General features: G+C 60.8%; 24 protein-coding genes. 14 read left to right on the forward strand and 10 right to left on the reverse strand.

Annotated elements, in window-relative coordinates; translation table 11 throughout:
* The first annotated feature begins 21 nt into the window (after positions 1-21).
* The 7 genes from soxZ to ACW9UO_RS11520 all read left to right on the forward strand — a co-directional run bounded on the left by soxZ (position 22) and on the right by ACW9UO_RS11520 (position 6,695).
* On the forward strand, positions 22-348 hold the full coding sequence (gene soxZ / locus ACW9UO_RS11490; protein ID WP_457085943.1) for a thiosulfate oxidation carrier complex protein SoxZ: 327 nt from the start codon (positions 22-24) through the stop codon (positions 346-348).
* Between the two features lie 88 nt (positions 349-436).
* The gene (gene soxA, locus ACW9UO_RS11495) at positions 437-1,282 is read left to right on the forward strand and encodes a sulfur oxidation c-type cytochrome SoxA (protein ID WP_457085944.1); all 846 of its coding nucleotides are present in this window, start codon (positions 437-439) and stop codon (positions 1,280-1,282) included.
* 102 nt (positions 1,283-1,384) lie between these two features.
* Positions 1,385-3,082: a thiosulfohydrolase SoxB gene (soxB, locus tag ACW9UO_RS11500; RefSeq protein WP_457085945.1), complete on the forward strand. Its 1,698-nt coding sequence runs from the start codon at positions 1,385-1,387 to the stop codon at positions 3,080-3,082.
* Between the two features lie 31 nt (positions 3,083-3,113).
* The gene (locus tag ACW9UO_RS11505) at positions 3,114-3,548 is read left to right on the forward strand and encodes a DsrE family protein (RefSeq protein WP_457085946.1); all 435 of its coding nucleotides are present in this window, start codon (positions 3,114-3,116) and stop codon (positions 3,546-3,548) included.
* A 115-nt stretch (positions 3,549-3,663) separates the two neighbouring features.
* Positions 3,664-4,929 carry a sulfite dehydrogenase gene (soxC, locus tag ACW9UO_RS11510; protein WP_457085947.1) on the forward strand — a complete coding sequence of 422 codons (1,266 nt, stop codon included), beginning with the start codon at positions 3,664-3,666 and terminating at the stop codon, positions 4,927-4,929.
* Positions 4,913-6,154, forward strand: a complete 1,242-nt coding sequence (locus tag ACW9UO_RS11515; RefSeq protein ID WP_457085948.1) for a c-type cytochrome — start codon at positions 4,913-4,915, stop codon at positions 6,152-6,154. The genes soxC and ACW9UO_RS11515 overlap by 17 nt, the downstream gene beginning before the upstream one ends.
* A 118-nt stretch (positions 6,155-6,272) precedes the next feature.
* On the forward strand, positions 6,273-6,695 hold the full coding sequence (locus ACW9UO_RS11520) for a DUF302 domain-containing protein (RefSeq protein ID WP_457085949.1): 423 nt from the start codon (positions 6,273-6,275) through the stop codon (positions 6,693-6,695).
* A 35-nt stretch (positions 6,696-6,730) separates the two neighbouring features.
* On the opposite strand, the gene ACW9UO_RS11525 is transcribed toward ACW9UO_RS11520, so the two are convergent.
* The 4 genes from ACW9UO_RS11525 to ACW9UO_RS11540 form a co-directional block, all read right to left on the reverse strand.
* The gene (locus tag ACW9UO_RS11525) at positions 6,731-7,675 is read right to left on the reverse strand and encodes an MBL fold metallo-hydrolase (protein ID WP_457085950.1); all 945 of its coding nucleotides are present in this window, start codon (positions 7,673-7,675) and stop codon (positions 6,731-6,733) included.
* Complete coding sequence (locus ACW9UO_RS11530; RefSeq protein WP_457085951.1) at positions 7,672-8,580, reverse strand: MBL fold metallo-hydrolase; 909 nt, start codon at positions 8,578-8,580, stop codon at positions 7,672-7,674. Before ACW9UO_RS11530 ends, ACW9UO_RS11525 begins: the two co-directional genes overlap by 4 nt.
* A 128-nt stretch (positions 8,581-8,708) precedes the next feature.
* A complete protein-coding gene (trhO, locus tag ACW9UO_RS11535) occupies positions 8,709-9,623 on the reverse strand; it encodes an oxygen-dependent tRNA uridine(34) hydroxylase TrhO (RefSeq protein ID WP_457085952.1) in 915 nt (304 codons plus the stop codon).
* 48 nt (positions 9,624-9,671) lie between these two features.
* Positions 9,672-10,892, reverse strand: a complete 1,221-nt coding sequence (locus tag ACW9UO_RS11540; protein ID WP_457085953.1) for an Hsp70 family protein — start codon at positions 10,890-10,892, stop codon at positions 9,672-9,674.
* A gap of 113 nt (positions 10,893-11,005) precedes the next feature.
* Between ACW9UO_RS11540 and pncA the strand changes: the two genes are divergently transcribed.
* The 4 genes from pncA to ACW9UO_RS11560 all read left to right on the forward strand — a co-directional run bounded on the left by pncA (position 11,006) and on the right by ACW9UO_RS11560 (position 14,318).
* Positions 11,006-11,599: a bifunctional nicotinamidase/pyrazinamidase gene (gene pncA, locus ACW9UO_RS11545; RefSeq protein ID WP_457085954.1), complete on the forward strand. Its 594-nt coding sequence runs from the start codon at positions 11,006-11,008 to the stop codon at positions 11,597-11,599.
* Between the two features lie 23 nt (positions 11,600-11,622).
* Positions 11,623-12,915 (forward strand): nicotinate phosphoribosyltransferase, encoded by a 1,293-nt coding sequence (gene pncB, locus ACW9UO_RS11550; protein ID WP_457085955.1) that lies wholly within the window; start codon positions 11,623-11,625, stop codon positions 12,913-12,915.
* A 251-nt stretch (positions 12,916-13,166) separates the two neighbouring features.
* Positions 13,167-13,502, forward strand: a complete 336-nt coding sequence (locus tag ACW9UO_RS11555) for a hypothetical protein (RefSeq protein ID WP_457085956.1) — start codon at positions 13,167-13,169, stop codon at positions 13,500-13,502.
* A 66-nt stretch (positions 13,503-13,568) separates the two neighbouring features.
* Positions 13,569-14,318: a hypothetical protein gene (locus ACW9UO_RS11560; protein ID WP_457085957.1), complete on the forward strand. Its 750-nt coding sequence runs from the start codon at positions 13,569-13,571 to the stop codon at positions 14,316-14,318.
* Positions 14,319-14,325: 7 nt separating this feature from the next.
* Here ACW9UO_RS11560 and arfB read toward each other — a convergent pair whose 3' ends face one another.
* The 6 genes from arfB to ACW9UO_RS11590 form a co-directional block, all read right to left on the reverse strand.
* Complete coding sequence (arfB, locus tag ACW9UO_RS11565; protein WP_457085958.1) at positions 14,326-14,745, reverse strand: alternative ribosome rescue aminoacyl-tRNA hydrolase ArfB; 420 nt, start codon at positions 14,743-14,745, stop codon at positions 14,326-14,328.
* Positions 14,746-15,063: 318 nt separating this feature from the next.
* A complete protein-coding gene (locus tag ACW9UO_RS11570) occupies positions 15,064-15,714 on the reverse strand; it encodes a queuosine precursor transporter (protein WP_457085959.1) in 651 nt (216 codons plus the stop codon).
* A gap of 480 nt (positions 15,715-16,194) precedes the next feature.
* Positions 16,195-17,088 carry an esterase-like activity of phytase family protein gene (locus ACW9UO_RS11575; RefSeq protein WP_457085960.1) on the reverse strand — a complete coding sequence of 298 codons (894 nt, stop codon included), beginning with the start codon at positions 17,086-17,088 and terminating at the stop codon, positions 16,195-16,197.
* A gap of 6 nt (positions 17,089-17,094) precedes the next feature.
* Positions 17,095-18,042 carry a penicillin-insensitive murein endopeptidase gene (mepA, locus tag ACW9UO_RS11580; RefSeq protein ID WP_457085961.1) on the reverse strand — a complete coding sequence of 316 codons (948 nt, stop codon included), beginning with the start codon at positions 18,040-18,042 and terminating at the stop codon, positions 17,095-17,097.
* Positions 18,018-19,373: an MFS transporter gene (locus tag ACW9UO_RS11585; RefSeq protein ID WP_457085962.1), complete on the reverse strand. Its 1,356-nt coding sequence runs from the start codon at positions 19,371-19,373 to the stop codon at positions 18,018-18,020. The genes mepA and ACW9UO_RS11585 overlap by 25 nt, the downstream gene beginning before the upstream one ends.
* Before the next feature lie 60 nt (positions 19,374-19,433).
* A complete protein-coding gene (locus ACW9UO_RS11590; RefSeq protein ID WP_457085963.1) occupies positions 19,434-20,006 on the reverse strand; it encodes an acyl-CoA thioesterase in 573 nt (190 codons plus the stop codon).
* A gap of 129 nt (positions 20,007-20,135) precedes the next feature.
* On the opposite strand from ACW9UO_RS11590, the gene ACW9UO_RS11595 reads away from it, so the two are divergent.
* The 3 genes from ACW9UO_RS11595 to yaaA all read left to right on the forward strand — a co-directional run bounded on the left by ACW9UO_RS11595 (position 20,136) and on the right by yaaA (position 23,474).
* Positions 20,136-20,423, forward strand: a complete 288-nt coding sequence (locus tag ACW9UO_RS11595) for a YggT family protein (protein ID WP_457085964.1) — start codon at positions 20,136-20,138, stop codon at positions 20,421-20,423.
* Between the two features lie 210 nt (positions 20,424-20,633).
* Complete coding sequence (recQ, locus tag ACW9UO_RS11600; protein ID WP_457085965.1) at positions 20,634-22,679, forward strand: DNA helicase RecQ; 2,046 nt, start codon at positions 20,634-20,636, stop codon at positions 22,677-22,679.
* Positions 22,680-22,703: 24 nt separating this feature from the next.
* Complete coding sequence (gene yaaA, locus ACW9UO_RS11605) at positions 22,704-23,474, forward strand: peroxide stress protein YaaA (RefSeq protein ID WP_457088644.1); 771 nt, start codon at positions 22,704-22,706, stop codon at positions 23,472-23,474.
* Positions 23,475-23,607 lie beyond the last annotated feature (133 nt).

Consider the following 23,607-nt stretch of genomic DNA (forward strand, 5'->3'; position numbering starts at 1 on the left):
GAGACACGGAGGACGAATAACATGGCAAAAGGTGTGAAACCCCGCGTCAAGGTGCCGAAATCGGCCAGCGCAGGTGAGACGATCACAATCAAGACCCTGATCAGCCACCAGATGGAATCCGGGCAACGCAAAGATGGCGACGGCAACGTCATTCCGCGCTCGATCATCAATCGCTTTACCTGTGATTTCAACGGCGAGAACGTGATCGACGTCAAAATGGAACCGGCGATCTCGACCAACCCGTACTTCCAGTTCGACGCGCAAGTGCCGGCAGCCGGTGATTTCAAGTTCACCTGGTATGATGACGACGGTTCGGTCTACGAAGAAGTCAAATCCATTACGGTCTGATCAAGACCCCTGTCTGCCCCGGTTCATCCGGGGCAGCGTGCCATCTGACCCCGCGATAAGGGGCAGCAGAGCCTTAGGGAGGGAAAACATGAAATTTACGGCATTTACGGTCGCCGCCGCGCTTTTGGTCGCTGGCCCCGCATTGGCGGGCGGGCCGGACGATGACAAACTCATCATCAACGGTGATGTTGAGTTGACCACCAAGACCGAGGCCCCGGCCCATCTGGACGGCGCGTTGACCGAGGTGATCTCCGGCTGGCACTACCGCACCGACGAAACTCAAGCGCTCGAGCTTGATGATTTCGACAACCCCGGCATGATCTTTGTTGATCAGGCGCTGGATCAATTCGAAGTTGTCGAGGGCGATGCGGGCGAAAGCTGCGCCTCCTGCCACGATGACATTTCGGCCTTCGAAGGTCTGGCAACCTCGATGCCCAAGGTTGACGAAGACGGCAAGCTTGTCGTCATGGAAGACCTGATCAACACCTGCCGCACCGAACGCATGGAAGCCGACGCCTGGAAATGGTCGGGTGCCGAGATGCAGGGCATGGTCGCCGCGATCAACCACCAGTCGCGCGGGATGCCGATCAACGTCGCCGTCGATGGCGATGCTGCTCCGTTCTACGAGCAGGGCAAAGAGATGTATTACACACGCTACGGCCAGCTCGAACTGTCCTGCGCGTCTTGCCACGAAGACAACAACGGCAATTACATCCGCGCCGATCACCTGTCCCAGGGCCAGACCAACGGTTTCCCGACCTACCGTCTGAAACAGGCCAAGCTGATCTCCAAGCACAACCGTTTCCGCGGCTGCATTCGTGACACCCGCGCCGAAACCTTTGCCGAAGGCTCCGATGAGTTCCGCGCGCTGGAACTTTATGTCGCCTCGCGCGGCAACGGGCTGTCAATCGAGACTCCTGCCGTTCGTCAGTAACGGCCACGACCCCGCGCTTCCTTCATGGAGTGCGGGGTTTTTCCCTCCCCAACGCATTCACATATGCGCATGTAAAGTAAACTCAGGAAAAGAGACCCGAGCATGATTTCCCGCCGTGATTTTCTTCAGGTGTCCATGGCCGCTTCGGCCCTTGTTGGCGCATCCGGTTTTGGCAATTGGTCGCGGCTTGCCGCGCAACAGGCGCTGACCCAGGACCAACTGCTTGAGTTTGATACCTTCGGCAATGTGTCCCTGATCCACATCACCGATATTCATGCGCAGATGAAGCCGATCTACTTCCGCGAACCGTCGATGAACATCGGCGTTGGCGAAAACAAGGGCGCAGTGCCCCATGTCACCGGTGCCGATTTCCGCAAACTCTACGGCATCGAAGACGGCTCGCCCTCACATTACGCCCTCTCGTCCGGCGATTTCTCCTCTCTGGCGCAGGGCTATGGCCGCGTCGGCGGCCTTGACCGTGTCGCCACCGTGATCAACTCAATCCGCGCCGCTCGCCCCGATGCCTTGCTGCTGGATGGCGGCGACACATGGCACGGCAGCTACACCTGCTATCAGACCGAAGGCCAGGACATGGTCCACGTGATGAACGCGCTCAAACCCGATGCGATGACCTTCCACTGGGAATTCACCCTCGGCTCTGACCGGGTGAACGAGATTGTCGAAGGCCTGCCCTTTGCCGCCCTCGGCCAGAACATCTTTGATTCCGAATGGGATGAACCCTCCGAGCTGTTCCCGCCGTACAAATTCTTCGAACGCGGCGGCGTGAAGATCGCCGTCATCGGCCAGGCCTTCCCCTATATGCCGATCGCCAATCCCGGCTGGATGTTCCCCGAATACAGCTTCGGCATCCGCGACGAAAACATGCAAGCGATGGTGGATGAAGTCCGCGCTCAAGGCGCCGAACTGGTGGTCTGCCTGAGCCACAACGGCTTTGACGTCGACAAAAAGATGGCCGGCATCGTCACCGGCATCGACGTGATCCTCTCGGGTCACACCCACGATGCCCTGCCCGAGCCGGTGCTGGTCGGTGACACCATCATCGTGGCCTCCGGCTCCAACGGCAAATTCGTCTCCCGCGTCGATCTCGATGTGCAAAACGGCCGCATGATGGGCTTCCGTCACAAGCTGATCCCGATCTTCTCCGACGTGATCACCCCCGACGCCGAGGTCGCCGCGCTGATCGACGAACAGCGCGCGCCGTATATCGACGATTTGAAAGAGGTCGTCGGCACCACCGACAGCCTGCTCTACCGCCGTGGCAACTTTAACGGCAGCTGGGATGACCTGATCTGCGATGCGCTCCTGTCGGAACGCGACGCCGAGATCGCCCTGTCGCCCGGCGTGCGCTGGGGCCCGTCCCTGATCCCCGGCCAAGAGATCACCCGCGAAGACATCTGGAACGTCACCTCGATGACCTACCCGAATGCCTATCGCACCGAAATGACAGGCGAATTCCTGAAAATCGTGCTCGAAGACGTGGCCGACAACATCTTTAACCCCGACCCCTATTACCAACAGGGCGGCGACATGGTGCGCGTCGGTGGCATGGGCTACCGCATCGACATCTCCAAGCCGCAAGGCGAGCGCATCACCGAGATGACCCTGCTGAAAACCGGCGAGGCCATCGACCCCGCGCGCAACTATGTTGTTGCCGGTTGGGCAAGCGTCAACGAGGGCACCGAAGGCCCGCCGATCTGGGACGTGGTCGAAAACCACATCCGCAAAATGGGCACCGTCACCGTAACCAATAATGACAGCGTCGAAGTCGCAGGCCTGTGACCCACGCCGCTGCACCTCAGGGAGTTCCACAATGAAACGCATCTTCACCGCCCTCTTCGTCATGCTGTCCCTCGCCACCGCCGCTTTGGCCGAGGGCGTCACCCACCGCGTCGCCTTCCATGTCGATGAAAACGATCCGCAATTGATGAACATGGCGCTCAACAACGTCGCCAATGTCACCAGCTATTACGAATCCATCGGCGACACCGTGATTGTCGAACTGGTAGCCTATGGTCCCGGCCTCAACATGTTCGTCGCGGGCAAAAGCCCGGTCGAAGACCGGATTTCCGCGATGTCGCTGCAATATGAAAACCTTTCGTTTGCGGCCTGCGGCAACACCCACCGCGCGATGAGCGAAAAGGCGGGCAAAGAGATCGAGCTGCTGGAGGAAACCGGCATGGTCGAATCCGGCGTCGTGCGGCTGATCGAACTTCAGGAAGAGGGCTACGCCTACATCCGGCCGTAAACCGGACCTAAGCCCCTCACATCACACAGCTAAATTCGCTGCCTTCGGGCAGCGAACCCGAGAAACTTTGCCGATTGTCCGGCGCATATCCATTGAAATGGGAGACAGGCACCACATGACCGACACCCCGAACCCCACCCGCCGCGCCTTCCTGCGCGGCTCTGCCGCCGCCGCTGCGGGCGCACTTGGCGGCGCAGCCAGCGCGCAGACCGCCGATCCGCTGATCACCGAGGTCCAGGACTGGGCCACCGGCCTTGGCGCGGGCGTTGATGAGGTGCCCTACGGCCTGCCCATCGAGTTCGAATCCGATGTGATCCGCCGCAATGTCGAATGGCTCACCGCCGATACCATCAGCTCGATCAACTTCACCCCGATCCACGCGCTGGACGGCACCATCACCCCGCAGGGCTGTGCGTTTGAACGCCACCACTCGGGCGCGATTGAGCTGAAGAAAGACGATTATCGCCTGATGATCAACGGCTTGGTCGATACACCGCTGGTCTTCACCTATGCCGATCTTGAGCGTTTGCCGCGTGAAAACCACGTCTATTTCTGCGAATGCGCCGCCAACACCGGCATGGAATGGGCCGGTGCCCAGCTCAATGGCGCCCAGTTCACCCACGGCATGGTGCACAACATGGAATACACCGGCGTGCCGCTGCGCACGCTGCTGAACGAGGCCGGGATCACCGGCGATCTGACCGACAAATGGGTTTATGTCGAAGGCGCGGATGCCTCCTCGAACGGCCGTTCGATCCCGATGGAAAAGGCGCTTGATGATGTGCTGGTGGCGTTCAAGGCCAACGGCGAAGCGCTGCGCAAGGAACACGGCTACCCCGCGCGCCTCGTGGTGCCCGGTTGGGAGGGCAACATGTGGATCAAGTGGTTGCGCCGCATCGAAGTCACCAACGGCCCGGTCGAAAGCCGCGAGGAAACCTCGAAATACACCGACACGCTGGACAATGGCACCAGCCGCAAATGGACATGGGTGATGGACGCAAAATCCGTCGTCACCTCGCCCTCACCGCAAATGCCCATCACTCACGGGACAGGGCCACTGGTGATCACCGGCATGGCTTGGTCAGGGCACGGGCGGATCACCCGCGTCGACGTCTCAAAAGACGGCGGCAAGACATGGGAGACCGCGCGTCTGGCGCAAGAGGGCGGAAATAAATCGCTGGTACGCTTCTATCTCGACACCGTCTGGGACGGCGAAGAGATGCTGCTGCAATCCCGCGCAATCGACGAAACCGGCTATGTGCAGCCGACCAAGAATGCCCTGCGCGAGGTGCGCGGCGAAAATTCGATCTACCACAACAACTGTATCCAGACTTGGTATGTGAAAACGAACGGAGAGGCCGAGAATGTCGAAGTATCCTAATCTTAGCCTGTTCGGTGGCATTGCCGCCGCCATCACCGTCAGCGCCGTGGTCGCGATCAATTTCGCTGATCGCAACATCTCGCTGGTGCCGCAAAACAATGACACCGTCGCCTTTGTCATCCCCGGCAGTGGCGCCGCCAAAGCGCCCGGCGGCCTGATCGTCAGCGCGGCGCAGGCCGCAGACGGCTCTGGTGGCACCTACGGCCTTGGCCGCGCCGCTCTGCCCGAAGAAATCGCCGCGTGGGATGTTGACGTCATGCCCGACGGCTCTGGCCTCCCCGAAGGTTCGGGCGACGTGATGACCGGCGAAGAGGTCTTTGCCGACAATTGCGCCTCCTGCCACGGTGATTTTGCCGAAGGTGTGGGCAACTGGCCCAAGCTCGCCGGCGGCTGGGACACGCTTGACCGCAAAGATCCGGTCAAGACGGTCGGATCGTATTGGCCATATCTTTCAACGGTTTGGGACTATGTTCACCGCTCGATGCCCTTTGGCGCGGCACAGACCCTCAGCGACGATGATGTCTATGCGATCACCGCCTACATCCTCTATTCCAACGACATCGTCGACGAAGAGTTCACCCTCACCCATGAGAACTTTCTCGAGGTTGAAATGCCCAACGCCGATGGGTTTATCGTCGATGACCGGGCCGAAACCGAATACGCCCAGTGGCGGGCCGAGCCATGCATGGAAAACTGCAAGGACAGCGTCGAAATCACCATGCGCGCCTCCGTGCTTGACGTGACCCCCGATGAAGGCGGCGCGGAAGAGGACTTCGAAGAGGCCGCGACCGAGGTCAACGAAGAAGCCCCCGTCGTCGTGGCCGAAACAGCCACCGAGACCGAAGCCGAAGCCGAAGCCGAGGTCACAACCGAAGCAGAACCCGAAACTGCCGCGCTTGATATGGCGCTGGTCGCGGACGGTGAAAAGGTCTTCAAAAAGTGCAAAGCCTGTCACCAGGTGGGGGACGGCGCGAAAAACCGCACCGGTCCGGTCTTGAATGGCATCGTCGGTGCCGCTGCGGGCGCTGCGGACGGCTTCAAATACTCCAGCGCGCTGTCGGATGCGGGGGCCGAGGGCCTCACATGGTCCGAAGAAGAGCTGAAGGCGTTCCTTGCCAAGCCCAAAGACTATCTCAAGGGCACCAAAATGTCGTTCTCGGGCCTGCGCAAAGACTCCGATCTCGACGCGATTGTCGAGTTCCTCAAGGCGCATCCCGCCGAGTGACCGCATGAAAGCCCATCGCGCTTTACTGGCGCGAGGGCGCATGATCGGTCATGATCCAAGACAACATCGGGCGGCATTCAGGTGCCGCCCGTTTTGGCCACCAGACAGGAGATCCCACATGAAACTGTTTTACGCCCTGGCCCTGATCGCGTCTCCGGTGCTCGCCGATGACCACGCCATCCTCGAACCCTACGACGGCAGCTTTGACGACGCGCTGTTTTCCGTTGAAAACGCCATCGTCAACCAAGGTCTGGTGATCGACTACCGCAGCCGCATCGGCGAAATGCTCGACCGCACGCGCGAAGATTTTGACGGCAAACCCCTGTTCGACAACGCCGAGGCCTTCATCTTCTGCTCCGCCCGCGTCTCGCGCGAGGTGATGGAAGCCGACCCGACGCTGATCGCCTTTTGCCCCTATTCGGTGTTCGTGACCGACACGGGCGGCACCGTCGAGATCGGCTATCGCACCTACCCCGACGGCCCGATGGATGCAGTCGAAGCGCTGCTTGAAAGCATCGTCGCCGAGGCCGTCGCCTTCTAAAACCGGCCTTCTAGCGCAGGCGTTTCAGCGCCGCGCTATTCCCACTCCATCTGCTCATACACCCGGCCCGCGTTCTTCGTCGCCAGCTCCTCATAGGTGTCGAGATGGGCATAAGGCGTCTGATCCACATAATACGACCCGGCCAGATCGCCGCCGTCGTCGATATGTTCGCCAATGCGCGCCCGCAGGTATTCCAGATAGCCCTTGGTGTATTTACGCACCTGATCCATGTTGGTCGGGTGGCCGTGGCCGGGGATGACATAGGTGGCGTTCAGCGGCTCAAACGCGGTGTCCCAAGTCTCAAGCCAATCCGCCGTGATCGTGTGCTCAAACACCGGTAACATGCGTTCGTGGAACGCCATATCGCCCGAAATCACCAGCGACTGATTGGGCAACCAGATCACAATATCACCGGGGCTGTGCGCCGGCCCAAGATAGCGCGCCTCGATGCGGAAATCGCCTTTCTCAAGGATAAAGGCGTCGTCAAACGTCTCACTCGGCAGGGTAATCTCGGTGCCGTCGCCCTGTTCGCGATTGTAACGCATCATACCCTGCAGGCTCTGCGCGCCGTACTCCTCAACCTCATGCGCCGCGTCTTCATGCGCGATGATCGGCACGCCCTGCGCGGCCCAATAAGAGTTGCCCAGCGTGGCATGGCCCTGACCGTTCTCATTGAACACCGCAATCACCGGCTGGTCGGTGACCTGCTTGATCTCATCGTGCAGCGCCTCGGCCAGCTTATGCGCCGCGCCGCCGTTGATCACCACCACACCCTCGCCGGTGACAATAAAGCTCAGGTTGTTGTTATGCCCCGCGTTTTCATAGGTCGGCGCAGCGGTCGCGCCAATCGCGGACCAGACGCCTGGAATGAATTCCACCGGCTTGGAATACAGCAGCGACCCCGGATATTGATCCGCAATATCTTCACTGGCGAGGGCAGGCGAGGCCGCGAAAACAGTGGCCAAAACGACGTATTTCATGCCGATTCTTCCACAAAAATATACCCATCGCCGTGGGTGTCGACATGGCCAAGCCCGCCGGGCAAGTGAAAGCCGATCATCCGCATTTTCTCGGCAGTGATCATCTCAAACAGAACCTTGCGGGAATAGGCGGCCAGCTCAGGATCTTGATCCGAGCCAGAGGCCCAGCTCGGATGCTCAAACGCCACATGATGATTGCCAATCGCATCGCCCACGACCATCAGCGACTCGGACCCGCTGCGCAGCTCAAACGCCATATGCCCCGGCGTGTGGCCAAAGCTGGCATGGGCGCGCACACCGGGCAGGATCTCTTCGCCGTCGCGAAAGGTGATCACCCGCTGGGCAATCGCCTCAAACCGCCGTTTCGCCCCCACGGCAAAGGACTGCCGCGCGGTGCCGATGGTATCGACGGTGGTGTCGTCCATCCAATAATAAAACTCACGATCGCCAATGTAGTATTCGGCCATGGGAAACATCGGATCGCCAAAATCGTCCATCAGCCCCCAGATATGGTCGGGATGCCCGTGAGTAACCACCACATCGGTCACGTCATAGGGGTCGAGACCGATGGCATCAAACGCCTCCATCAGCTTGCCTGCCGAGGGCTGAAAATCAGGGCCAGCGCCGACATCAAACAGTACAATCCGGCTCCCATTGCGCATCAGCGTCAGGTTGCACTCGGGAGTCAAAGTCTCGGTCGAGAGGTCATATTTGGCGATGATCGGGGCCAGATCGTCTTTGAGCATCGGGCCAAAGATGAAATCGCCGGGCAGCACCAGATTGCCATCGCTCAGCGTGTCGATCTGCATGGTGCCGACCTTGGTGCTCGCCCAAACCGGCCCGGCCGCGATTAGCCCTGCCGCCGCGCTTAAGCCCGCTAAAAACTCTCTGCGTGTCTGCACCATGGCACCTGTCCTCCCAAACATACTGTCATATTTGAATATGATCGAGTGTCTGGCAGGACGCAAGGAAAAGAGGGGCTCTGCCCCCGGCCTACGGCCTCCCCCGCGATATTTTTAAACAGAAGAAGGGATTAGACCCCGTAGTCGCCGCCAAGGTGCTTTTCGCCGCGCTGGCGAGCGAGTTCGATCTGTTTTTGGCGCTCGCGGAAGCGGGTTTTGTCTTGGTCCGTGGTTTCCGCAACGCAGTGATGGCAGGACACGCCATGTTCATAGCCGTCGCGGGTGCGATCTTCGGGCAGGATCGGGCGGCGGCAGGCGTGGCAGAGCATATGCGGCCCTTCGGTGAGGCCGTGGCCAACCGAGACCCGGCCATCGAACACAAAGCAGTCGCCTTGCCAGGTGCTTTGCGCTTCGGGCACCTCTTCGAGATATTTCAGGATACCGCCCTTGAGGTGGTAGACGTCCTCAACCCCTTGGCCCAATAGATAATTCGTCGATTTCTCGCAGCGGATGCCGCCGGTGCAGAACATTGCAATGCGCTTGTTGTGAAAGCGATGCTTGTTCTCCTCCCACCACGCCGGAAAGTCGCGGAAACTGGCGGTTTCGGGATCAACCGCGCCGTCAAAGGTGCCGATGGCGACCTCGTAATCGTTGCGGGTGTCGATCACCGCCACATCGGGGCTTTGGATCAAGGCGTTCCAATCGGCAGGCTCGACGTAATGCCCAACCTTGGCCAGCGGGTCTACATCGGGTTGGCCCATCGTCACGATCTCACGCTTCAGGCGAACTTTCATCCGGGCAAAAGGCTGCTCCGTCGCGGTGCTTTCCTTGTGCTCCAGATCGGCACAGCCCGGCAGCGCGCGGATATGGGCCAGCACCGCGTCGATGCCAGCGCGACTTCCGGCGATGGTGCCGTTGATCCCCTCCGACGCCAGCAGCAGCGTGCCGGTGATCCCCTGCGCGGCGCACAGGGATTTGAGCGGACCCTGTATGGCGGCAGGATCGGTGAAGCGGGTGAAGTGATAAAGCGCTGCGACGATGAACATGGGGCTGGCTTTACGCCTCTGATCGCGGGCAGGCAAGATTGCAGTGGCTCACCGTGCCGCGATGGCAAGGCCGTGCACCACGGCGGTAAAGACTTCGGCGGTTTCCTGACGCGCCTCTGGCAAGCGCTGCGCCAGCGCGCGGCGCACCCCCGACAGCAGGCTCGACCCGCCGACAAACACAACCATATCCACATCCCCCGGCGCGCAATCGGCATCCCTCAGCGTGGCCAAGGCCATCTCGCCAATGCGATCCGAGGCCGTTGCCAGCTCGCTCTGCATCTGGATATCCCAGAGGTCGACGTGCAGCCCACGCTCGACCACATCGAGCTTGATATCGCCACGCCCGCCATCATTGGCCGCGATTTTGCCGGCCTCGACCGCATAGGCGATGTCATGCCCCAGATGCATGTCGAGCACCTCGGCCAACCGCTCAAACAGCACCGGCTCCTTGGCCAGCCGCACCCAGCGCTTGACCTCGCGCAGCAGCGCCGGTTCGTACACAAAGGCGATCTTTTCCCAGCTCGCCAGATCCTGAAACAGCGCGCGCGGGGCCGCGTGGGTCTTGCTCCCCAGTTCCGCGCCAATCTCGGCCCCGTGCCCCAGAAGCGGCATCACATGCGCAAGGCTCAGGCTGCGGTCAAAATCGGTGCCCCCAAGCCGCAAACCCCGGCTGGCAATCACCCGCGTTTGGCCGTTGGTCCGTTCGCACAGGGTGAAATCCGAGGTCCCGCCGCCGATATCAACGATCAGCATCCGCCCATCGCCTTCCACTGCCAGCGCCGCCGCCTCCGGCTCCGGCAGGAATTCGACGTCGCGAAACCCCGCCAAAGCGTAAGCCTCGCGCAGATCGACCTCGGCCTGCGCGTCCTTCTCATCGCTTTCAGAGTGAAACTTCACCGGCCGTCCCGACACTGCCGCATCAAAGCTCTGCCCGGTCAAGGTCTCCGACCGCTCCCGGATCTCCGCCAAAAACCGCCCGATCACCTCGATCAGCGTCAGCCGTTCATTCAAAAATCGCCGCTTTTCGCGGGCCAGCGGCGTGCCGAGGATGCTTTTCAGCCCGCGCATAAAGCGGCCATCCTGCCCCTCCATCATCGCGCGCGCGGCGGCCTGACCATAGACAAACTTCTGATCCGCGAAATCGATAAACACCGCCGTCGGCAGGGTCTGCGCGCCATCTTCAAGCAGGATCGCGTGCGGGCGCCCATCGGACACAATGCCCGCGCCGGTATTGGAGGTTCCAAAATCTATGCCAAGTCGCGCCATCATTGCCCCTCCGGACCACCAAGAAGCGGCGGCTATACCCCCAAGGATCGGGCATGGCAATTCCGGAATGGCGATTCTAAGCTGTGGCAAATAAGGGACCAAACGGAGGCCGCCCCATGCGCGCACTACTCGTGATCGACGTGCAAAACGATTTCTGCCCCGGCGGCGCGCTGGCGGTGGCCGGTGGCGATGAAATCGTGCCCCCGATCAACACGCTGATGGCAGAGTTTGACGCCGTCATCCTGACCCAGGATTGGCACCCGGCGGGGCACTCCTCGTTCGCGAGCTGCCACACCGGCAAGGCCCCGTTCGAGACCGTCGAAATGCCTTATGGTACCCAAGTGCTCTGGCCCGATCATTGCGTGCAAGGCTCTGATGGCGCTGCCTTTCATCCCGGCCTTGATACCACCCGCGCTGATCTGATCATCCGCAAAGGCTTCCGCCCCGAGATCGACAGCTACTCGGCGTTTTTCGAGAATGATCACGAAACCCCCACCGGGCTTGAGGGCTATCTGCGCACCCGTGGCATCACCGATCTGACGCTGGTTGGCCTCGCCACCGATTTCTGCGTCGCCTTCTCGGCGGTGGATGCCGCAAACCTCGGCTTTGGCGTCACCGTTTTGACCGAGCACTGCCGCGCCATCGACCTCGACGGCTCTTTGGCCGCCTCCCAGACCAACATGCAGGATGCGGGCGCCACGCTGCGCTGATCCCTCTACCGAAAGGGCCGAACATGGTCGATATCGCCACCCGCGTCTGGAATCACAAATGGAAGATCGATCCGATTGTCCGCTCGATGATCGACACCGATTTTTACAAGCTGCTGATGTGCCAATCGGTGTTTCGCAACAAACGCGACACCCAAGTTACCTTTTCGCTGATCAACCGCAGCAAAACGGTCCGCTTGGCCGAGTTGATCGACGAAGGCGAGCTGCGCGAACAACTCGATCACATCCGGTCGCTCTCGCTGTCACGCGGCGAAAGCACATGGCTGCGCGGCAATATGTTCTACGGCCAGCGCTCGATGTTCCGCCCGGATTTCATGGAGTGGTTCGAGAATCTGCAACTGCCCGCCTACCATCTCGAAAAGCGCGACGGCCAGTATGAGCTGACGTTTGAAGGCTCGTGGCCCGAGGTGATGCTCTGGGAAATTCCGGCTTTGGCGGTGCTGATGGAGCTGCGGGGCAGGGCGGTGCTAAACGACATGGGCCGGTTTGAATTGCAGGTGCTTTACGCCCGCGCGATGACCAAGCTGTGGGAAAAGATTGAGCAATTGCGCGCAGTCGATAACCTGCGTATCGCCGATTTCGGCACCCGTCGCCGGCACTCTTTCCTCTGGCAAGATTGGTGCGTGCAGGCGATGACCGAGGGGCTGGGCGACAAATTTGTCGGCACCTCCAACTGCCTGATCGCCAAAGAGCGTGACGTCGAAGCCATCGGCACCAACGCGCATGAATTGCCGATGGTCTACGCCGCCTTGGCCAAGGATGACGCGGCTCTGGCCCGCGCGCCCTACGACGTGCTGGCCGATTGGCAAGAAGAGCATTCCGGCAACCTGCGCATCATCCTGCCCGACACCTATGGCACCCAAGGATTCCTCGACCGCGCGCCGGATTGGCTCGCGGGCTGGACCGGCATCCGCATCGACAGCGGCGACCCGGCCAAAGCCGCCGAAGTCGCCATCGACTGGTGGAAAGCCCGCGGCGAAGACCCGCGCGACAAGCTGGTGATCTTCTCCGACGGTCTGGACGTCGACACCATCGCCGCGCTGCACGCACAATTCTCAGGCCGGGTGCGGGTGTCGTTCGGCTGGGGCACCAACCTCACCAACGATTTCCGCGGTCTGGTCCCGAACGGCGGGTTGGACGCCTTCTCGCTGGTCTGCAAAGCGGTCTCGGCAGAAGGCCGCCCCACTGTCAAACTCTCGGACAACCCCGAAAAGGCGATGGGACCAACAGAGGAGATCACGCGCTACAAGCGGGTGTTCGGCGTCGGAGAGCAGGAGCGGATTGAGGTGGTGGTGTGATTTTCAAAGGTGTCAGCGCTAACACTGTGTGCGTTCTGGAAACACTGTGTGTACACTCATTATTTACTCATTTTGAGTATTGAACGATAGGAAAATCCGTGTAGTGTACCCGTGCCGAGGCTGATGAATGATTACAATATCGGAACTTTTATAGCTCCAGTGCGTTGAGATGGCTGAAAGACCACTGTTAAATTCCACCGGGTGGAGGCACCTACCATATCGCAACTGCACAAAGAGTAGAGGCTTATTTTATGACCAAATCTACTACTAGGGTCCAGTTGGATCTCTCACCTAAAGAAGTCGCAAGACTGAATGCCGTGATGGAGGCTTGCGATATTCACACGCGCAAAGAGCTTTTTAACAACGCATTTACCGCGCTGGAATGGATGGTTCGCGAACGCAGGTGTGGACGTGAGGTGTATTCCACGGAGCAGGACAGCGAAATCCGATACGCGCTGCAGCTGCCTGCCTTGAATAATGTCGAGTTGGGGGCTGACGCGGCGGAAGCGAAGTGCGGGGCCGGCTCTCATGAGATGCAAGAGAGCGAAGATTTCTTCGAAACCATGCCCCGAAGAGCCGTCGGTTAAAAACTTCTGACGGAATGGCGGTTTGAGGCTATAGTTCTGAGTTGTATTAACTCGGAATCATTTGCCTTGAAGACGATCTTCGTAGAGCCAGATCCTTTCCTGCCTGAAGTTACGTTGGAGGACGAGACGCCGATCGTGCATCTCGTGGTGTGCCTTCACGGCATATTCTCCGTTTCCGGAGATTGGTCGGATTACGAGGCGGTTTCAGCGGGGTTTCGGGATATCTCGATTAAGTACGCGGCGGTCAGCCATGCGATGATGGGGCTGAGAGGGCTGGTGCTGAGGCACGGTGCGGATATTCGGCGAGCGCTTATTAAAGATCGAATTCTCGACATTCTGGAAGAAAGTGAGTTCGACGCAGTCTCGATAATTTGCCATAGCCACGGTACGAAAATCTTTGCCGAACTGCCGAAAGCGGTGCAATCACAGTTCGATTGGGTATTCTTCGTTGGATCCATCTGCCACATGGATGATGATCGCCGACTCAAATCTTGTAGCGCCAATCTAATTAATGAATGCGGTGTCGTTGATCCTTGGCCAGTCGTGCTTGCGGCTGTCCGACCCGGCACCTATTGGCATACCGGCGTAGTGGGGTTTAACAATTCCCCAATCACAGATCGTTACTTCAAATATGGGCACTCGCGTGGCGTGCGTGCCCGGCACTTTGGCGATTGGGTGCTGCCGGTGCTTCGCGCCAATGATATTCGCAAACCACGCGACCTTCGCCCGGGTAAATTTCTCGTCAACGCGCCAGTAATTCTACGGTGCAGCGGGGCTGTCATTGTTGCACTAGCCGGTCTTGCTTGGTGGATGTGATGCGTGTTCACTCCTCTACCTTCCCCCGCATCGATTTCACCTCGCCCCGCTTCTTCTTCGCATCCACCCGTTTGCGCTTCTGGTTCTGCGACACCCGCGTTGCGATCCGCCGCTTGGGCCGCTCCAGAGCCTTGCGCACCATCTCGGCCAGACGCTCGCGGGCGATCTCGCGGTTGCGCGCTTGCGAGCGGGTGTCCTCGACCTGGATCACCAAGGCCCCCTCGCGTGTCCACTTGCGCCCCGCGATCCGTTGCAGCCGGTGTTTGACCGCGTCGGGCAGCGATGGCGACCGGGCGGCCTCGAACCGCAGTTCCACCGCCGTTGACACTTTGTTAACGTTCTGACCGCCGGGGCCAGAGGAGCGGACGAACTGCTCGGTCAGCTCCCAATCGGCGATTTCGATCTGCGGGTTGATGGTCAGGGGCATGGCACAGGAACTCTTCGGGCATTTGCACAGATACATAGGTCACTTTGCCCCAATTGTACAAAACTCAGGGCCGAAACGATGGGCAAACGAAAAGGGCCACGCCCAGCGGCATGGCCCTTCGAGAATGTCAGGAGGTGGGGCCGGTTAGGTCCTACCAATTCGGGGATCGCTTCCCCCTAAGGGTTGCCCTAGAAGGCATCCCCCCGAACTGTTCCGACGCCTTTCTCCAATACCTCTCTCGACACTGAAGCACCTCCTTTCGATTTGTTTCCACATAAGAATCATGGCACGGCAAAACGAAATTTCAAAAGGAAATCTTCACGCGAGGGCGCGATTTTTTCCCAGCTGCGCAACGATTGCCCGAAACGGGATCAGCACCACCAGCGCCAGCGAAAGCTTCACCAGCCAGTCGGCAAAGGCCAGCGTGACCCAGAGCGGTGCCATCGGTCCGACGTTCATAAACGGCACCGACTCCCACGCCCAATTGATCGCGGCATCGGCATCGGGGCCGAAAAACGCGACACTGGCGGAGAAGGCGATGGTGAAGAACAAAGCGGTGTCGAGCGCCGAGCCGACCAGTGTCGACAACAGCGGCGCACGCCACCAGCGGCCTTCGCGGAAACGGTTGAACACGGCGATGTCGGTCATCTGCGCCACGAGGAAGGCAAAGCCCGAGGCCACAGCAATGCGCAGCGGCACGGCGGCATAGGTATAGCCATCGCCCTGCAACATGATCTGCGAGCCGATCAGCGAACAGATCACGCCGGTCACAAAGCCGGCCAGCACGACCTTGCGTGCAGCTGTCACGCCATAGACGCGGTTCATCACGTCGGTCACAAGGAACGCGAGCGGATAGGTGAAAGCGCCCCAGGTCAGGAGGCCGTCAAGTATAAGAAATTGAACGAGAACGTTCGAGGCCACGACAATGGCGGCCATGGCAAGAATGCCAGGAAGATGGGTGCGGTTCATATCTGATGCCCGTTTTAGCAAGGTTGCGGCGACTTGGCCCCCGATCGCCGGGAACGGGCGGGGCATACGGCCAGCCCAGCCACAGCGCAAGCCATTTCTCATCTGCCGCCGCGTCGCGCGTGCACCGATCTGTTGACAGATCGGATCTGATCCATTGATGGATCAGGCAGCCCCGATGCCGGTTAACACCGTATTCGACGATCTCGCTCAGCCAAAGCGGTGCCATTCCTCATCCGCCGCTGCGCCGGGCGCGCACCGATCTGTCAACAAATCGGCACTGATCCATCAATGGATCAGCTCCCTCGGCGCCAATTTACGAAGCAATTGACGATCTCGGTCCGCTGAAACGCGCAAAAACATCGCCCAGGATCATCGCCAGCCAGGCCCGCCACAGCTGTGGCATCCCACATCCGCCGCTGCCTCGGGCGCACACCGATCTGTCAACAGATCGGCACTGATCCATCAATGGATCAGGCTCCCTCAGCGCCGGTTTACAATGTATTCGACAATCTCAGTCCTTTGAAACACCCGGAAATTATCGTCCGAGATCATCGTCAGCCGGATCTCTCCAGTGGGCGTTTCACCCACCGCCAACCCTTCAAGATTGTCATGCTGCCCAAGGCGGCTGGTGAACAGCGTCTCGCCCGGCCCAATGCCCGTGGCCGTCAGGCCAAAGCGACGCACGCGCGAGCGAAAGCCGATGCCGGAGAATTCGCGCTCCAGCAGGTAGAACTTGCCGTCCGGCCCAAAATCGGCCCCAACCGGCTGAAACCCTCCGATACGCGGAATGCTGAGCGTGTTGTCCCAAACCCCATCGCGGTAGCGATAGATCGGAAACGGCCGGGTCAGCTCGCCTGACCGCTCCGGCAGCGTATACAGCCAGCCGCGATCATCCACCGCCAGCGCCTCGAGCGAAGAGTTGTTTTGCAACCCGTTAAAGTCGGCGTGCGAGGGAAGCTCTTTGGCCCGCGTCATATCGGGATAGGTCCAGACCCGGTGAATCCCCTCCAGGGACACAAAGCGCTTCCCGTCCGCGCCAATCGCCAGCCCTTCGCTGTCATTCTGCGTCTTGCGTCGCGTATTGGGCTTGCCCGCCGTGTCATTCAACGGCTGCGGATCGGTGCTTTCGATCCGGACAATCCGACCCTTCTCGCGGATAAGACGCCCTTCGATAAAGCTCCCCCGGTCCGAAATCGTGACAAACCCATCGCCGTCGCCGGTGAAATCAAAGCCGGAAAACCCGCCAAACGCGGGCGCTTCACTCTGCCAGACAAAGCTTTGCGCATGCCGTGCAAACGGCACGTTTTCGGCTGCGATACAGCCGCTCGCCATCGCGGCCAACCCAAGGCTGGCCGCCTTCAAAACTTGCTTCATCTGACCCTACTGCGCCTCCAGCACACTGGCGCATTGCAGCGGCAGATCGGCCAGCACCAGTTCGCGTTTCGGCTTGGGCGGTGGTGCGTTGGGGTCGGGTGGCGGCGGGTTCAGAATACGGTCAACCCAGCCCTGCGCCTCGGCACAGCCGTCACCGGGGGGCGGTGCCGATTGGTTGACACAGCCACTGGCCCCTGCAGGGCATTTGAGCCGCACATGGAAGTGGTAGTGATGCCCCCACCACGGCCGAATATTGCGCAGCCAGGACCTGTCGCCTTTTTCGTCGTTGCACATCTTCACCTTGGCACCGGGAAAGATGAAGATCCGCGCCACCCGCGGATCACTCGCCGCCGCTTTCAGCAGGGCGTGGTGTTCGGGGGTCCAATCGCTGTTGGTATAGGCCCCATTGGCCCGGCGCAGCGAGGTCGAGGACAGGGATTCGCGCGCCTGCCGCGACAGCTCGAGGTTCGACGTCCGGCGCAGCCAGATGTCGGCATCAAGCCCGATCTGGTGGCTGGTGTGCCCGGTCAGCATTGGCCCGCCGCGCGGTTGCGACATGTCACCGACATAGATGCCGTTCCACCCCGGAAGCTGCGCCGCACGCGCCGACAGTTTGCGCACGTAATCAATCACTTCGGGATGCGCCCAATTGCGGTTGCGGCTCAGCCGCATCGCCTGCCAGGTCGGGCCGGTTTCGGGCAGTTGCACACCCCCCGCCAGACAGCCCTTGGCATAGCTGCCATAAGGCGCGGGCGATTGGTTTGATCCGGCGCGCTTGGCCCCGAAAAGCTGTTTGGCCTGCTTGCTCGACAGCACCCCCATCGAATCGCCGATCGTCGGCTGCTGGGCACTGGCGAGCGTTGCCTTGGTCGATGCGCCCTGAGACCCGCCACAGGCGGCCAGAAGCGTCAATAACAGGGTAACGGCGGTTACTTTGAACGGACCTCGGCCCATGCTGCTCGGTCTCCCTCTGGTTTTACCCAGCGTAGCAACAAAAGCCCGATTAGGAAAAGAGCGATAAGCGGGGACACGCCCAATTGCTGCGATCCGGTCAGTTGCGTCATGATCCCAATCGACAGCGGTGCCAAAAAAGAGGTCGCTTTGCCGGTCAGCGCATAAAGCCCGAAGGCTTCGGTCATCCGCGCCGGGTTGGCTTGGCGGACCATCATGGTGCGGCTGGCCGATTGCATCACGCCCCCCGCAGCGCCGATCACCGCGCCGATGAAATAGAACGCGATGTCCGGCAGGTTGGACCCTTCCGGCAACGCCACGCCATAGAGCGATGTGGGCGAGACCAGCACCGTGGACACCGCCGCAAAGGTCAGGGCACAGATCGCGGCGATGATCACCGGCTTGGGCCCGAACCGCGCATCCCAGATGCCGCCGAGCCAGGCAAACAGCGCCCCGGCGATGATCGCCACGATGCCGAAGATGCCGACATCAACAACCGACCAGCCCAGCACCCCCGCCGCATAGATGCCGCCAAAGACATACATGCCATTCAGCGCATCGCGGTAGAACATCGAGCTTGCCAGATAGGCAAACAGCGACGGTGTCTCGGGCAATTTGCTGACGGTGCGTTTGAGATCCTTCAACGCGATGTTCAGCGCGCCGGGCACGGGTTTGGCGGGCTTGGGGTCGCGCACCCAAAGGAAGAACGGGATCATGAACACCACGTACCACAGCGCTGAAAGCGGCCCGACAAACCGCGTGCCTTCGCGCGCCTCGGCGTCCAACCCCAACAGCGGCGAGATGCCGATCAACGTCTTGCCGGTGTCGGCGCTTTCGGCAAAACAGGTCAGCATGATCACCAGCGCCACCAGCCCGCCGCAATAGCCAAAGGCCCAGCCATTGCCCGAGATCCGGCCGATCTCTTCTTTGGTGCCCAAATCGGGCAGCATCGAGTTGGTGAAGATCGTGGCGAACTCCATCCCGATCAGACCGATGGCAAAGGCCACAAGGATCAGCACGAGGTTGAAATCCTGCGGCGCGGCAAACCACAGCGCAGCGGAGCCGACGACATACATTAGCGAAAACAGCCAGATAAAGCGCATGCGCTGGCCCGAGGTGTCGGCCAATGCGCCAAGCACCGGGGCGAACAGCGCGATCACCAGACCGGCGGCGCCGATGCCATAGCCCCAGGCGGCCTGTGCGGTGGTGCCGTCGCCGACCAGCTCCTTGACGTAGGGGCCAAAGATGAAGGTCAGCAGTAGGGTGTTGAACGGCTGGCTGGCCCAATCGAAAAAGAACCAGCCCCAGATGCGCTTGCGTTTGGTTGCGTCCATGATGTCCCCCGCGTTTGACGGGGTTAGAGCCCGCAGGGGTCGGTCGCGCAAGCCTTTTTGCTAGGCGACCCGGCTGGACGTTCCGTCGCTTGGGGCACTTTCGGCCATCGGCGGCCAGGGGCGCAGCTCTTCGGCGGCGATCCAGGCGGTGAAATGCGGCGGCAAGGGCGGAACGTCTGCGCCGCCGTCGAGGTTGATCAGTACCGTTTCGGGCGGCACGATCCCCTTGGCCCCGGTGATCGCCATGCGATACATCGCGTGGCCGGCGCATTCGCCATCGGTGCGCCACATCGACTGCTCAAGATAGACGAACCGGTGGTCATACCCTACCGCCCGCGAGCGCATTTCAAACTTTTCAAAGGTGCGGATGCGGCGGCGATAGCGGGTGCAGGACCCGGCCACCGTCAGCCCCCATTTGTTGGCCTTCAGCACCGGAAACAGCCCGGTTCGGATCGCCAGCGGAATGCGCCCGAGGTCATAGAGCGTGAGCGTGCGACCGTTGTTGAGCTCCATCCAGAAATCGATGTCCCACGGCCAGCAGCGGTGATGCGAGACATGCGTGCCCGTCAGCGGCAGCGGCGGGGCATTGCGGTGAACGAACAGTTCTTTGGCCATGCGGATGAAAGGGTACATATGGGCGACCTCCTGCTCCCAGATGTGCGCGGCGGTGCAGCATGGGGCAAGGTGTGACGCGGCGGCACTTGTGCTTTTGACGCGCCACGCTTACCTAAGCGGACGCAAAAGAGGCGGAGAATACCCCAGATGTACGCGATTTACGGCCCCCTGCAGCTTATCCTTGATGTGGTGTTCTTCATCATGATCGCTCATATCATCATGAGCTGGCTGATCAATTTTCAGGTTCTGAACCTGCATCAGCCGCTGGTGTCGCAGCTGTGGTACGGGCTGAACCGCCTGCTCGAGCCGATCTATCGCCCGATCCGCAACATCCTGCCCGACACCGGGCCTTTGGACCTCGCGCCGCTGGTGGCGTTCATCGTGCTGATTTCGCTACGGGATTTCATCCTGCCCGAACTGTTCGGCCTGATCTGACCCAGCCTGATCCATTGATGGATCAGTGCCGATCTGTTGACAGATCGGTTTGCCCCCTTGAGGCCGTCGCGTGACACCCGATCCATCAATGGATCGGCACCGATCTGTCAACAGATCGGGGTGCGCCCGGTCTCGGGCCTTGTTCACCGAATCTCAATGTGAGACTGTTTCTCTCAGAGCAGCTTGAAACAAAACACACAGGTTTTTCCCATGGATGATGCCGCCACGCTATTGCGGGACGTGTTCGGATTCGATGGATTCCGCCCCGGTCAGGGCGAAATCGTCGAAGCCGTGACGCGCGGTGAAAACGTGCTGGCCATCATGCCGACGGGCGGCGGAAAGTCTCTGTGTTTTCAATTGCCTGCCCTCACACGCCCCGGTGTGACCGTGGTGATTTCGCCGCTGATTGCGCTGATGCGCGATCAGGTGCGCGGCTTGCGCGAGGTGGGCGTGTCTGCTGGGGCGTTGACCTCGGGCAATACCCCCGAAGAGACCGAAGAGGTGTGGCAATCGCTCGAGGCCGGCACCCTCAAGCTGTTGTATCTCGCGCCCGAACGGCTGGCCGCCGGGGGCACGATGCAGATGTTGCGCCGCATCGGCGTTAATTCAATCGCCGTGGACGAGGCGCACTGCGTGAGCCAGTGGGGCCATGATTTCCGCCCGGATTACCTGCGGATTGGCGAGCTGCGCCGTGAACTTGGTGTGCCATTGGCCGCCTTTACCGCCACCGCCGACGCCGAAACCCAGGACGAGATCGTCACCCGCCTGTTTGATGGCGAAGAACCGGCGCGCTTCCTGCGCGGCTTTGACCGGCCCAACATCCACCTCGCGTTTCAGCCCAAGGATAGCCCGCGCCGCCAGATCCTCGATTTCGCCGGGGCGCGTCGGGGGCAATCGGGCATCGTTTATTGCGGCACGCGGGCCAAGACCGAGGGGCTGGCGCGTGCCTTGAACGAGGATGGCCACACCGCCTGTTTCTATCATGGCGGGATGGAGGCCGAAGATCGCCGTATCGTCGAAACCCGCTTTGCCCGCGAAGATGGGTTGATCGTGGTGGCCACCGTGGCCTTTGGCATGGGCGTCGACAAACCCGATATTCGCTGGGTCGCGCACGCCGATCTGCCGAAGTCAATTGAGGCGTATTATCAAGAGATTGGCCGCTCGGGCCGCGATGGCGGGCCGGCTGAAACGCTCACGCTGTTTGGCCCCGATGACATCCGCCTGCGCCGCACCCAGATTGACGAAGGGCTTGCCCCGCCAGAACGCCGCGCCGCCGATCACGGCCGGCTGAACGCGCTTTTGGGGCTGGCCGAAGCGCTGGAGTGTCGCCGCAAGACGCTGCTGGGGTATTTCGGCGAAACGGCTGACAACTGCGGCCATTGCGACCTGTGCCAGAACCCGGTTGAGACGTTTGATGCCACCGAGGCGGTGCGCAAGGCGCTCTCTGCTGCGCTGCGCACCGGCGAATGGTTTGGCGCGGGCCATTTGATTGACATCGTGATGGGCAATGAGACCGACAAGGTGCGCCAGAAGGGGCATGACCAGCTGCCGACCTTTGGGGTTGGCCGCGAGTTTGACAAACGGGGCTGGCAGGCGGTGTTTCGCCAGATGATGGGCCATGACCTGATGCGCCCCGATCCCGAACGCCACGGCGCCCTGCAAATGACCGAGGCCGCCCGGCCTATCCTGCGCGGCGAGGCCAGCATCACCCTGCGCCGCGACACGATTGCCAAGGCACAGGCCAAACGCCGCCCCGCCGTCAAGGCGATGGTGAGCGACGAGGATGCGCCGCTGCTGTCGGCTTTGAAGGCCAAACGCCGGGCGCTGGCCGAGGCCGCGAGCGTGCCCGCCTATATCATTTTCAACGACCGCACCTTGGTCGAGATGGCCGAAGGCAAGCCGCAAACCCTTGATGATATGGCGCGGATCAGCGGCGTTGGGGCCAAGAAGCTGGCCAGTTACGGCGCGGATTTCCTCTCGGTGATCACCGGCGCGAGCGAAGATATGCACCCGACCCGGCGCAAGCTGGCGGGGCGGGATGCGGGCTCGGTTTATGACCGGTTGATGCGGGTGCAGGCCGATCTGTCGCGCGGCGAAAGTGGCACGGAAAAGCCGCTGTCCTGCTCTGCGTCGCTACTGGCCAAAGTGGCCGAGCGGCGGCCCTCGGTGCCCGAAGATCTGGAACGGTTGCTCGGTGAACGCCGCACCGAACGTTTTGGCGCGGCCTTTCTGGACGTTCTGCGCCAAGCGTCTTAAGTCCGGCTCAAACGGAGTGATATGATGCTTGTGGTGATTTCCCCGGCCAAACGGCTGGACTGGTCCGATGTGGCTGTTGAGACAACCGAACCTGCGATGCAGGAGGATGCCGTGCGGCTGGTCAAAACCGCGCGCAATCTGACGTTGGGCGATCTCAAGGGGCTGATGGGGCTGTCCGACGATCTGGCCAAGCTTAACCGCGACCGGTTTGAAGCCTTTGCCGCCGCGCCCGCCGCCGACGCGACCCGCCCGGCGATGTATGGCTTTGCCGGCGACACCTATACCGGGCTCGAGGCGCGCACGCTCGACCCTGACGAAGTGCGCTATGCGCAGGATCACCTGCGGATTTTGTCCGGCCTTTACGGGGTGTTGCGGCCTTTGGATGCGATCCAGCCGTACCGGCTTGAGATGGGATCGCGGCTGAAAACCCGGCGCGGCAGCAACCTGTATCACTATTGGCGCGACCAGATTTCCAAGGCGCTGAATGCCCAGGCCGAGGCCACGGGATCGGACACATTGATCAATTGCGCTAGTCAGGAATATTTCGGCGCGGTCGACCTCAAGGCGCTGAAACTGCGGCTGGTGACGCCGCAATTTTACGACATGAAGGCCGGAAAACCCAAGATTATCAGTTTTTTCGCCAAGAAGGCGCGCGGATCGATGGCGCGCTATGTGGTGCAGAACCGGTTGAACGATCCGGCGGATATTCTTGGGTTTGACCTTGGCGGGTATCGCCACTGCCCTGAACTGTCTGCCCCCGACCGGCCCGCGTTTCTGCATGACGAACGGACCTGACCGCTTGCGTGCATCGGCGCGTGTAGAGCGGGTTTGAAGCAAATTTGAAATGACGCAAATGTCATGAGGCGCGGGGGAATCCTTGCCAGATGCGCGCGCCTCATGAGACACTGATGGGATTGATCCCGGAGGT

It is taken from the genome of Marinovum sedimenti, from assembly GCF_054052205.1.